This is a genomic window from Streptomyces sp. GSL17-111, assembly GCF_037911585.1.
GTDB lineage: Bacteria > Actinomycetota > Actinomycetes > Streptomycetales > Streptomycetaceae > Streptomyces.
On the sequence record NZ_JBAJNS010000001.1, the window covers coordinates 1873963 to 1885703 of the forward strand.

Below are 11741 nucleotides of genomic sequence, written 5' to 3' on the forward strand. Positions count from 1 at the left end.
CGTCCGGGTGAGCCCAACCTCACAGGGTTCGGGCGGCGCGGGCGTTCTACCCTGTGATGCGCGCTCGCCGAAGCCGTCGAGTCGCCGCGTCGTCGAGAGAGGAACCCGTCTTCATGGCTGCCCGTCCCCGCACGGAGACCCACGAGTTCGCGTACACGGATCTGCTGCCCGTGGGTGAGGACACCACGGAGTACCGCCTGGTGACCACCGAGGGGGTCAGCACCTTCGAGGCGGGCGGGCGCACCTTCCTCCAGGTCTCGCCGCAGGCGCTGCGGACGCTGGCGGCCGAGGCCATGAAGGACATCGCCCACTTCCTGCGCGCCGACCACCTGGCGCAGCTGCGCAAGATCCTCGACGACCCCGAGGCGAGCCCCAACGACCGCTTCGTCGCGCTCGACCTGCTGAAGAACGCGAACATCGCGGCGGCCGGCGTGCTGCCCATGTGCCAGGACACCGGCACCGCCATCGTCATGGGCAAGCGCGGCCAGAACGTGCTCACCGAGGGCGACGACGAGCACGCGCTCTCCGGCGGCGTCTTCGACGCCTACGACCAGCTCAACCTGCGCTACTCGCAGATGGCCCCGCTGACCATGTGGGACGAGAAGAACACCGGGACGAACCTGCCCGCGCAGATCGAGCTCTACGCGACCGACGGCGACGCCTACAAGTTCCTCTTCATGGCCAAGGGCGGCGGCTCGGCTAACAAGTCCTTCCTCTACCAGGAGACGAAGGCCGTCCTCAACGAGGCCGCGATGATGCGGTTCCTGGAGGAGAAGATCCGCTCGCTGGGCACGGCCGCCTGCCCGCCCTACCACCTCGCGATCGTCGTGGGGGGAACGAGCGCCGAGTACGCCCTGAAGACGGCCAAGTACGCCTCCGCCCACTACCTCGACGAGCTGCCCGCCGAGGGGTCGGCCGCCGGCCACGGCTTCCGCGACCTGGAGCTGGAGAAGAAGGTCTTCGAGCTGACGCAGCGGATCGGCATCGGCGCTCAGTTCGGCGGCAAGTACTTCTGCCACGACGTTCGCGTGGTGCGGCTGCCCCGGCACGGCGCCTCCTGCCCCGTCGCCATCGCCGTGTCCTGCTCGGCCGACCGACAGGCCAAGGCGAAGATCACCGCCGAGGGCGTCTTCCTGGAGCAGCTGGAGCGCGACCCGGCGCGGTTCCTGCCGGAGACCACGGGCGAGGAGCTGGCGGGCGCCGCCTCCGCCGAGGACGACGTCGTCCGCATCGACCTCAACCGGCCGATGGACGAGATCCGCGCCGAGCTGACCAAGCACCCCGTCAAGACCCGCCTCTCGCTGACCGGGCCGCTCGTCGTGGCCCGGGACATCGCGCACGCCAAGATCAAGGAACGGCTCGACGCGGGCGAGGAGATGCCGCAGTACCTGCGCGACCACGCCGTGTACTACGCGGGTCCGGCGAAGACCCCGGAAGGGTACGCGTCCGGCTCCTTCGGGCCGACGACGGCGGGCCGCATGGACGCCTACGTCGAGCAGTTCCAGGCGGCGGGCGGCTCGTTCGTGATGCTCGCGAAGGGCAACCGCAGCAAGCAGGTCACCGACGCGTGCGCCGCGCACGGCGGCTTCTACCTCGGCTCGATCGGCGGACCCGCCGCCCGGCTGGCGCAGGACTGCATCAAGAAGGTCGAGGTCCTGGAGTACGAGGAGCTGGGCATGGAGGCCGTCTGGAAGATCGAGGTGGAGGACTTCCCCGCGTTCGTCGTCGTGGACGACAAGGGCAACGACTTCTTCACCGACCCCGGCCCGTCCCAGCCGTTCGTGACGTCCATCCCCGTCCGCGGCTGAGCCGACCGCCGCTGAGCCGGCCGCGCGGACGGGACGCCGGCCGGTCGCGCGGAGCGGGCCGGTACGGCGGGCCGTCGGCATACGCTCGGGCCCATGAGTGACGCATACCGCATCGAGCACGACTCCATGGGCGAGGTCAAGGTGCCCGCCCACGCCAAGTGGCGCGCGCAGACCCAGCGCGCCGTGGAGAACTTCCCCGTGTCCGGGCAGCGTCTGGAGCGGGCCCACATCCAGGCGCTCGCCCGGGTCAAGGCGGCGGCGGCGACGGTCAACGCCGAGCTGGGCGTCGTGGAGAAGGACATGGCGGCGGCCGTCGTCTCGGCCGCCGCCGAGGTCGCCGACGGGCACTGGGACGAGCACTTCCCCGTCGACGTGTTCCAGACCGGCTCCGGCACGTCCTCGAACATGAACATGAACGAGGTCCTGGCCACGCTGGCCGGTGAGCGTCTGGGTGCGCCGGTCCACCCCAACGACCACGTGAACGCCAGTCAGTCGTCCAACGACGTCTTCCCCTCCTCCGTGCACATCGCCGCGACGGCGGCCGTCACCGAGGACCTCGTCCCGGCGCTGGAGCACCTGGCCGACGCCCTGGAGCGCAAGGCGGCCGAGTTCGCCTCGGTCGTGAAGTCGGGGCGCACACACCTGATGGACGCGACCCCGGTCACCCTCGGCCAGGAGTTCGCCGGGTACGCGGCGCAGATCCGCTACGGCGTGGAGCGGATGCACGCCGTACTGCCCCGGCTGGCCGAGCTGCCGCTCGGGGGGACGGCCGTGGGCACCGGGATCAACACGCCGCCCGGCTTCGCCGCGCAGGTGATCGCCGAGGTCGCGCGGATGACGGGCCTGCCGCTGACCGAGGCGCGGGACCACTTCGAGGCGCAGGGCGCGCGGGACGGCCTGGTGGAGGCGTCCGGGCAGCTCCGCACGATCGCGGTGAGCCTGACCAAGATCTGCAACGACCTGCGCTGGATGGCGTCGGGCCCGCGCACCGGGCTCGCGGAGATCAACCTCCCGGACCTCCAGCCGGGTTCGTCGATCATGCCGGGCAAGGTGAACCCGGTGATCCCCGAGGCCGTGCTCATGGTCGCGGCCCAGGTGACGGGCAACGACGTCACCGTCGCCACGGCGGGGGCCTCGGGCAACTTCGAGCTGAACGTGATGCTGCCGGTGCTGGCGCGCAACGTCCTGGAGTCCGTGCGGCTGCTGTCCAACGCCTGCCGGCTGCTGGCCGACAAGGCGGTGGACGGCGTCACCGCCAACGTCGAGCGGGCGCGGGAGTACGCCGAGTCCTCGCCCTCCGTCGTCACGCCGCTGAACCGGTACCTGGGGTACGAGGAGGCCGCGCGGGTCGCCAAGCGGGCGCTGGCCGAGCGCCTCACCATCCGCGAGGCGGTGCTGGAGGGCGGGTACGTCGAACGCGGCCTGCTGACCGAGGAGCAGCTGGACGAGGCCCTGGACGTCCTGCGGATGACGCGCCCCTGACGTCCGGTCGAGCGGCGCTCGCGGCTCCGGCGCGGCGGCGGCCACTCCGGTGGCCGACCCCGGGCCGGAGCGTTGCCGCGCGGGTACCATCCGTGAATGACAGCGGACACGGAGCGGACAGCGCAGAGACGGACCGCCCGGCACTCCGGCGCCTACTGGAGTCCGGGGACGCACATCCTGTGGCGCTACCGGGCGAACGGCCAGGACCACCCGCACATCTGCCGTCCGGTGACCGTGGTGCGGGACACGCCGGAGCTGCTGGCCGTCTGGATGGCCCCGGGCACGCAGTGCGTGAAGCCCCAGCTCGCGGACGGCACGCCGGTGCACCGCGAGCCGCTGGAGACGCGGTACACCAAGCCGCGGACGATCACGCGCTGCCGCTGGTTCGGGGCCGGCGTGCTGAAGCTGGCCCGGCCCGCCGACCCGTGGTCGGTGTGGCTGTTCTGGGAGCCGGGCTGGCGGTTCAAGAACTGGTACGTCAACCTGGAGGAGCCGCGCCTGCGCTGGTCCCACGGGGTGGACTCGGAGGACCACTTCCTGGACCTGGAGGTGCACGCGGACCGCAGCTGGCAGTGGCGCGACGAGGACGAGTTCGCCCAGGCCCAGGCGGCCGGGCTGATGGACGCCGCCCAGGCGCGCCGGGTGCGGGCGGCGGGCCGCGCCGCGCTGGACCTCGTGCTGGCGTGGGGGCCGCCGTTCACCGACGGCTGGGAGGACTGGCGGCCGGACCCGTCCTGGCCGATCCCCCGGCTGCCGGGCGACTGGGACCGGCCGGCACACGGGGACGGGTGACCGCTGCGCCGCCTGTTCGAGTCGGGCGCATCGTGATGGAGCCGAGTCCGGGACCACCTTGATACGCTCCGGGGCCGCAACCGTAGGATCTTCCTCCGGACGCACCCGCACAGCATCACGCACCGCAGCAACTCCCCCGTGCTCGGCAGGAATTGATGGGCACCCCCGAGAGGAGCCACGCACGTGAGCAGCATCGGACCGGCGCCCGGTGCACCCGGCCGGGGCCGTTCCCGGCCCCGGAGGCCGGACTTCCGCTTCCGTTCCCCGACGGCATGATCCGGGTATCGGGGTATCGACGACCACGACGACGCCCCCCACGGGCGGCAGCAGGGACCGCCGACCCGGCCCGCCGAGAGAACCGAGGAGCACAGCCCCAGTCAGCCTCCCCCGGCCCCCGGCCGGGCGGTGTCCCCCAGGACGGATGGAAACCCGACGCGTGACGGAGCACCCGACCACCCCCCGCCGGTCACCGGCCGGAGCGTCCACGCCCCGGCCGGCGGACCGGGCGATCCCGCACGCCCGGCCCGAGGCCGAAGCGGGCGGCGAGGACAGCCCCGTGCGTGAGTCCGCCCGTCCGGTGCCCGGGGACACGCCCGAGGGCGCGGCCCCGGGCGCCGCCGTGCCCGCACCCACCGCCCCCGGCGGTGGCGACGCCGACCGCGCCCCGGAGGACAGCGAGCACGCGCGGCGCGGCGGCGACCGGCTGCGCTTCGTCGGTGCCGCCACCCGTCGCATCGCCCGGGGCATGGACCTGGACGAGACGGTGCTCGGCCTGTGCCGCGCCTCCGTCCCCGCGTTCGCCGACGCGATCCTGGTGTACCTGCGCGACCCGCTGCCGGTCGGTGACGAGCGGCCCACCGGCCCCGTACGGCTGCGGCTGCGGCGCACGGACCGACTGCCCGACTACGTCGACCGGACGCGTCCGGGCCCGGCCCCGGAGCCCGGCACCCCGCCGAGCGACGCGACGGGCGACGGGCAGGCGGCCGGCCCGGCGCAGGACCCGGACGCGCAGCCGCCGGGCGGGGAGCGACAGCCGTTGCTGGCCACGCTCGCCGAGCAGCCCGCCGCCGGGGCCGCCGAGGTGGCGGACGTCCGCACCGGCGGGGCGCTGGCCGAGGTGCTGCGCGGCGTCCGGCCGCTGTTCGGGACGTCGCCGGCCGCCGGGGCCGCCCTGCGCGAGCTGCTGGGCCAGGAGCGCGACATGCCGCCCGGCGACCGTGCCGTCCTGGCCCCGCTGCGCGGCCGGCGCCGCGTCATCGGGGCGGCCGTCTTCCTGCGCCGCCCCGAGCGGGCCGCGTTCGAGGGCGACGACCTGCTGGTCGCCGCCCAGTTGGCCACGCACACCGCGCTCGGGGTGGACAAGGCCGTGCTCTACGGCCGCGAGGCCTACATCGCCGACGAGTTGCAGCGCACGATGCTGCCCGACCGGCTGCCCCAGCCGACCGGCGTGCAGTTGGCGAGCCGCTACCTCCCGGCGGCCGAGTCGGCGCGCGTCGGCGGTGACTGGTACGACGCGATCCCGCTGCCCGGCAGCCGGGTGGCCCTGGTCGTCGGGGACGTCATGGGGCACTCGACGACGTCCGCCGCGATCATGGGGCAGCTCCGCACGACGGCCCAGACGCTCGCCCAGCTCGACCTGCCGCCGCAGGAGGTCCTGCACCACCTCGACGAGCAGGCGCAGCGGCTGGGCGAGGACCGCATGGCGACGTGCATCTACGTCGTGTACGACCCCGTGGCCCACCGCATGATCATCGCGAACGCGGGTCACCCGCCGCCCGTGATGCTGCACCGGGACGGCACGGCGGAGACGCTGCGCATCCCGCCGGGCGCGCCCATCGGCGTCGGGGGTGTGGACTTCCGCGCCGTCGAGCTGGACGCGCCGGCCGGTGCGACGCTGCTGCTGTACACCGACGGGCTGGTGGAGTCGCGCCACCGCGACGTGTGGTCGGGCATCGAGACACTGCGCGAGAAGCTGGTCGAGACCGGACGGCTGACCCGGCCCGACGCCTCCGCCCCGCTGGAGCCGCTGTGCGACGAGGTGCTGGACATCGTGGGGCCGGGTGACCGGGACGACGACATCGCCCTGCTCGCGGCCCGGTTCGACGGCATCGCGCCCAGCGACGTCGCGCTGTGGGAGCTGGAGCCGCGCCCGGAGACGGCCGGGCAGGCGCGTCGGCTGGCCCGCCGGGCCCTGGCCGCCTGGGGCATCGAGGAGCTGTCGGACTCGGTCGAGCTGCTGGTCAGCGAGGTCGTCACCAACGCCGTGCGGTACGCCGAACGCCCGGTGACGCTGCGGCTGCTGCGCACGGACGCCCTGCGCTGCGAGGTCGGGGACGACGTCCCGCAGCTGCCCCGGCTGCGGCAGGCGCGGGCCACGGACGAGGGCGGGCGCGGCCTCTACCTGGTCAACCGCATCGCCCGGCGCTGGGGCGCCACCCGGCTGTCCACCGGGAAGCTGGTCTGGTTCGAGGTGCCGCTGCCGTAGGGGGTGCCGACACACACCGGTGCCCCGGACCGTCCCGGTCCGGGGCACCGTGGGGATCGTGCGGGACGGCTTCCGGGGATCGCCCGGCGCGCCCGCCGGCGTCACACCTGGGCGATGACCGCCTCGGCGTCGAGCGTCGCGCCGACGGCCTGGAGGACCGACGCGATCTTGACGGCCTCCTGGACGGTCTCCCGGTCGACGTCGGCCTTGCGCAGGACCTGCTCGTGCGAGTCCAGGCACATGCCGCAGCCGTTGATGGCGGAGACGGCCAGCGACCACAGCTCGAAGTCGGTCTTGTCCACGCCCGGGTTGCCGATGACGTTCATCCGCAGCCCCGCGCGCAGGTTGCCGTACTCGGGGTCCGACAGCAGGTGGCGGGTGCGGTAGAAGACGTTGTTCATCGCCATGACGGACGCCGCGGCCTTGGCCGCCGTGTACGCCTCGGGCGAGAGGTTCTCCCGCGCCTCCGGCTCCAGCTCGGCCAGCACCTTCGGCGAGCGGGAGGCGATGGCGCAGGCCAGCACCGTTCCCCACAGCTGCTGCTGGGGGAGGTCGGAGTTGCCGATCACCGAACCGAGGTTCAGCTTCAGGTCCTTGGCGTAGTCGGGCAGGGCCGACTTCAGGTCGTTCAGTGCCATGTGTGCGTAGCCCTCACTCACTCACCGGACAGGAGCTTGACCGGGTCGAGCGTCTCCTCGCCCTTGCTCCAGTTGCACGGGCACAGCTCATCGGTCTGCAGGGCGTCCAGCACCCGCAGGACCTCCTTGGGGTTCCGGCCGACGGACCCGGCGGTCACCATCGTGAACTGGATCTCGTTGTTCGGGTCCACGATGAAGACGGCGCGCTGGGCGAAGCCGTCCTCGCCCTCGACGCCGCAGTCCCGCATCAGCTCGTGCTTGGAGTCGGCGAGCATGGGGAAGGGCAGGTCGCGCAGGTCCTCGTGGTCCTTGCGCCAGGCGTGGTGCACGAACTCCGAGTCGCCGGAGACGCCGAGGATCTGGCAGTCACGGTCGGCGAACTCCTCGTTCAGCTTGCCGAACGCGGCGATCTCCGTCGGACAGACGAAGGTGAAGTCCTTCGGCCAGAAGAAGACGCACTTCCAGGAGCCTTCGTACGTCTTGTGGTCGATCTGCTGGAACTCCCGGCCCTTCTCCAGCGAGACGCAGGCCGTCAGGTCGAACGTGGGGAACTGGTCACCGACAGTGAGCACAGACTCTCCTTGGTGTGGGGGAACGCGCCCGGGTCGCGGGGCGCTCCCCTTGAGGGTTGGACGGATCTCACACCCTGCCACAGGGCGGATTGATCGCAGAAATAGCTAGACTCTCCCGTGTTGATCGGGCCCGGCTATCAGTGGCCGCGCCGAACCCTCCGTCACCTTCCCCCGGCACTCTCACGAACGCGTCACATGAGCAAAGCACGTCAGCCCAGCCTCTCCCAGCTGAGGGCCTTCACCGCCGTCGCCGAACACCTGCACTTCCGCGAAGCCGCCGCCGAGATCGGCATGAGCCAGCCCGCGCTGTCGGGAGCCGTCGCCGCGCTCGAGGAGACCCTCGGTGTGCGGCTGCTGGAGCGCACCACCCGCAGGGTGCTCCTCTCCCCCGCCGGGGAGCGTCTGGCCGCGCGCGCCCGGACCGTGCTGGACGCCGTCGGCGCGCTGCTGGAGGAGGCCGAGGCGTCCCGCGCCCCGTTCACCGGCACGCTGCGGCTCGGCGTCATCCCCACCTGCGCGCCGTACCTCCTGCCGACCGTGCTGGGCCTCACGCACGACCGGTATCCGCGCCTCGACCTCCAGGTGCACGAGGAGCAGACGGCCTCGCTCCTGGACGGCCTGGCCTCGGGCCGACTGGACCTGCTGCTGCTCGCCGTCCCCCTCGGGGTGCCCGGAGTGACCGAAGTGCCGCTGTTCGAGGAGGACTTCGTCCTCGTCATGGAGCACGACCACGCGTTGGCGGGTCGCACGGACATCCCCCGGCAGCAGCTGCGCGACCTCCCGCTCCTCCTGCTCGACGAGGGCCACTGCCTGCGCGACCAGGCGCTGGAGATCTGTCGGGAGGCCGGACGCCCCCAGCCCGGCCGGGCGGCGGGCGAGGTGACCACGACGGCCGCCGGCCTGTCCACCCTGGTCCAGCTCGTCGCCGGCGGGCTCGGCGTCACCCTGCTGCCCCGCACGGCGCTGCGGGTGGAGACGGCCCGCAACGACCGGCTGTCCACCGGCCGTTTCGCCGATCCGGCGCCTGCCCGCAGGATCGCCCTGGCCATGCGCACGGGGACGGCCCGCGAGCAGGAGTTCACCGCGTTCGCGGACGCGTTGCGCGAGGCGATGCACACCCTGCCCGTCCGCCCCCTCCAGGCAGCGGCCTAGCTCTGTCGTCCCGGGACGTTGGTCACTGGACGCCTGCGCTCGGCCCACTGTGTCGTGGACGAGTTCACTCCTGCCGCCGCGGTTCTTCCGTGGATCTCTCCCTCCGTCCGGGCCGGGTGCGCAGCAGGACGGCGAGCGCTGCGACGGCCGCGACGGCGGACAGGCCGAGCAGCAGGGTGCGGTCGGAGACCGCGCCCGCCCATCGGGACAGCCGTTCCTCCCAGGCGGCCTCCGCGTCCACTCCCATCAGGGACGGCAGGGCGGAGGTGCCGTCGAAGGCCAGGAAGAGCACGCCGAGCAGGATGAACATCGTTCCGCCGGTCAGGGAGGTGGTGTGCAGCGGTACTTTCCCGAGGTGGATCACCCGGCCGCGCAGCCACGGCCGGCGCCCGAGGTCGTAGCGGTCCCACAGGGCGGCCAGGGCGAACATCGGCGCCGCCATGCCCAAGGCGTAGACGGCCAGCAGCGCGCCGCCCCGCCAGGCGTCGCCGCCCATGGCCGCGACGGTCAGGACGGCGCCGAGGATCGGCCCCGCGCAGAAGCCCGCGAGGCCGTAGACGGAGCCCAGCGCCAGCACGGAGGCCGCTGATCCCGAGCGGCGTCTCCCGGCCGCCCGCTGGAGGCGGCGCGAGCCGAATCCCCGGCCCAGCACCTGGGCCACGCCGAGCGCGACGACCAGCCAGCCACCTGCCGTGACCAGGGTGTCCCGGTGTCCGTGGAAGAGCCGCCCGGCGAAGGAACCGGCTACTCCCAGCGGCACCAGGGTGAGGCAGAGTCCGGTGTAGAACAGCGCCGTACGGCCCAGGAGCCGGGTGCGGCTGGTGAAGGAGTACGCGAAGAAGGCCGGCAGCAGCAGGGCCGAGCAGGGGCTGAGGAGGGCCAGCAGGCCGCCGAGGAAGGCGACCAGCACGCCGGGGTCACTCATCGCCGTCCTTCTGCTGGCGTGCCTGCTCGGCCTCCTCGTCGATGATGTCGGTGAAGACGTCCGTGGGCTGGGCGCCGAGCACCGGCCGGCCGTTGATGAGAAACGCGGGGGTGCTGGTGACCCCGATGCCGTAGCCCTCCTCGCTGTCCCGGGTGACCGCCTGGTGGGCGGCGTCGGAGGCCATGTCCTTCTCGAACCGTGCGAGGTCCTCGACACCGGCCTTCCGAGCCATGGCGATGAGGTTGGCCTCACTGAAGTCGCCCGCGTTGCGTCGGCGCGGCTCGGCGTAGGCCGCGTCGTGGAACTGCCAGAAGCGGCTTTGCCTACCGGCTGCCCAGCCGGCTCGCGCGGCCTGGTCCGATTCGGTGCCGAGAACGGGGAAGTTGCGCCACTCGATGCGCAGGACGCCCTCGTCGACGTAGTCGCGGATCAGGTCCGGCTCGGTGTCGCGGGCGAACCGGCCGCAGAAGGGGCACTGGAAGTCGGAGTACTCGATCAGCACGACCGGTGCGTCCGGGCTGCCGAGGGCGAGCGGGTCGGCGGCGTCCCGGCGGGCCAGAGCGAGCAGTTCCGGGTGTGCCGGCTCCTGTGCCTCGGGGGTGGACACGTCGGTGGAAGCGGCCGTGCCGCCTCCGGTCGTGTCGCGGCCGAGGACGAGGACGAGCACGGCGGTCACGACGGCGGCGGTCAGCACGATCACGGCGAGGACGCGCCGGGCGCGGTCGGGGCGTGGCCGCCCGGCTCGCGAGGAGGCGGAGGTTGCGGATGTTCCGGGCATGGTGGTGCTCCGAGGAGTGCGAAAGGGCGAGGAGTGCGCGGAGTGGCGAGGGACTCAGCGGCGGGCCGGCAAGGGGCACGCGTCGGCTGTGGCGAGCCTGCGCAGTGCCGCCCAGGCCAGCAGGACGAGGGAGACGACGGCCACCAGCGGTTGCAGCGGGGCCCAGTAGGTGAGCGCTCCGGAGGTGCCCAGCAGGACCAGGACGAGCTTGTTGCAGACGGGGCAGCCCACCGCAAGCAGCGACAGCAGACCGCCGACCGACCCGAGCCGTCCGACGGTCTTCGCGGACGGACCGTCGTGTTCCTCGGGCGCGCCCGCTCCGCCGGGGCCGGTGCCGTGGGGTGGCCTGAGGAAGGTGGACAGAACAAGGCCGGCGAGTACCGCGGTGGCGGCGAGCACGGGGTAGTTCCACCACTGGACGGGGACGGAACGGGAGAACAGGGGCGAGGGGACCACCGCGGTGGGCACGCCCACCAGCACCGTGGTCAGTGCGGCACCGGCCGTGGCGGCGACCCACTGGGGGGACTGCCACGCGGCCAGCGTCGCTCCCGCCCGGCGCAAGGACCGGGAGGAGGGCATGAGAGAGGCTCCGTTTCGCTGAGGAGGTGAAGGGACACGGCGCGCGGGCCGGTCTAGATCCTCAGGACGGAGAGCTGTACCGGATCGGGGGCGGGTGGTGCGGATCCCGGCCCAGCGGGTGCGGGGCCCGGGCCCGTCGTCGCGGCCGGCGTCCGCTGCTCTTCGCGTTGTGGCGTCGGCAGCGGCGCGGACGGACGGGAGCCGTCGCGGGCGGCGGCGGTGTCGGAGGTGGCCTGCCCGTCGCAGTGCCCGGTGCCCGACGACGCGGGGTCGACCGCCTCGTGGAGGGCGGCGGCTTCGCGGACATCGGTGCCGGCACGCGCCGCGCCGGCCTTGCCCCCGAGGAGTCCCGCCGCGGGCAGCGCGTCGGCTGCGGCGGAGGCCGGTTCGGCGCGAACGGACTCCGCCGCGGACGGCCCGGCCGCGCACAGGGACGAGACCAGCACGGCGACCAGCGCCAGAACGCAACGCAGCACGGAACACGCTCTGGGGTGCGAAGAGGGCGCTGTCATGGTGAGGGCTCCGTGAGG

General features: G+C 73.2%; 11 protein-coding genes. 5 read left to right on the forward strand and 6 right to left on the reverse strand.

The genetic code is table 11. The features are described 5' to 3' along the window. Positions 1-113: 113 nt before the first annotated feature. The 4 genes from V6D49_RS07950 (at position 114) to V6D49_RS07965 (ending at position 6567) form a co-directional block, all read left to right on the forward strand. Positions 114-1808 carry a fumarate hydratase gene (locus V6D49_RS07950; RefSeq protein WP_340558339.1) on the forward strand — a complete coding sequence of 565 codons (1695 nt, stop codon included), beginning with the start codon at positions 114-116 and terminating at the stop codon, positions 1806-1808. Positions 1809-1901: 93 nt separating this feature from the next. Next, entirely contained in the window at positions 1902-3290 is a 1389-nt protein-coding gene (locus tag V6D49_RS07955; protein WP_340558341.1) for a class II fumarate hydratase, read from the forward strand. Positions 3291-3386: 96 nt separating this feature from the next. Then, positions 3387-4082, forward strand: coding sequence for a cytidylyl-2-hydroxypropylphosphonate hydrolase (gene fomD, locus V6D49_RS07960; RefSeq protein ID WP_340558343.1), 696 nt, complete (start codon positions 3387-3389; stop codon positions 4080-4082). Positions 4083-4518: 436 nt separating this feature from the next. Further along, positions 4519-6567, forward strand: coding sequence for a SpoIIE family protein phosphatase (locus V6D49_RS07965; RefSeq protein WP_340558345.1), 2049 nt, complete (start codon positions 4519-4521; stop codon positions 6565-6567). Positions 6568-6668: 101 nt separating this feature from the next. On the opposite strand, the gene V6D49_RS07970 is transcribed toward V6D49_RS07965, so the two are convergent. Together V6D49_RS07970 and V6D49_RS07975 are read right to left on the reverse strand one after the other, a co-directional pair. Then, positions 6669-7205 (reverse strand): alkyl hydroperoxide reductase, encoded by a 537-nt coding sequence (locus V6D49_RS07970; protein ID WP_340558347.1) that lies wholly within the window; start codon positions 7203-7205, stop codon positions 6669-6671. Positions 7206-7222: 17 nt separating this feature from the next. Continuing rightward, on the reverse strand, positions 7223-7777 hold the full coding sequence (locus tag V6D49_RS07975) for a peroxiredoxin (RefSeq protein WP_191210877.1): 555 nt from the start codon (positions 7775-7777) through the stop codon (positions 7223-7225). A 195-nt stretch (positions 7778-7972) separates the two neighbouring features. Here V6D49_RS07975 and V6D49_RS07980 point away from each other — a divergent pair, with 195 nt between their 5' ends. Then, a complete protein-coding gene (locus V6D49_RS07980; protein ID WP_340558349.1) occupies positions 7973-8929 on the forward strand; it encodes a hydrogen peroxide-inducible genes activator in 957 nt (318 codons plus the stop codon). A gap of 64 nt (positions 8930-8993) precedes the next feature. Here the strand turns inward: V6D49_RS07980 and V6D49_RS07985 are convergent, their stop codons facing one another. Genes V6D49_RS07985 through V6D49_RS08000 form a run of 4 tightly spaced genes read right to left on the reverse strand, consistent with a single transcriptional unit; the run spans position 8994 to position 11687 of the window. Beyond that, the gene (locus V6D49_RS07985; RefSeq protein ID WP_340558351.1) at positions 8994-9854 is read right to left on the reverse strand and encodes a cytochrome c biogenesis CcdA family protein; all 861 of its coding nucleotides are present in this window, start codon (positions 9852-9854) and stop codon (positions 8994-8996) included. Next, positions 9847-10632, reverse strand: a complete 786-nt coding sequence (locus V6D49_RS07990) for a DsbA family protein (RefSeq protein WP_340558353.1) — start codon at positions 10630-10632, stop codon at positions 9847-9849. The genes V6D49_RS07985 and V6D49_RS07990 overlap by 8 nt, the downstream gene beginning before the upstream one ends. Before the next feature lie 54 nt (positions 10633-10686). Beyond that, positions 10687-11211, reverse strand: coding sequence for a hypothetical protein (locus V6D49_RS07995; protein WP_340558355.1), 525 nt, complete (start codon positions 11209-11211; stop codon positions 10687-10689). 53 nt (positions 11212-11264) lie between these two features. After that, positions 11265-11687, reverse strand: a complete 423-nt coding sequence (locus V6D49_RS08000; protein WP_340558356.1) for a hypothetical protein — start codon at positions 11685-11687, stop codon at positions 11265-11267. Positions 11688-11741 lie beyond the last annotated feature (54 nt).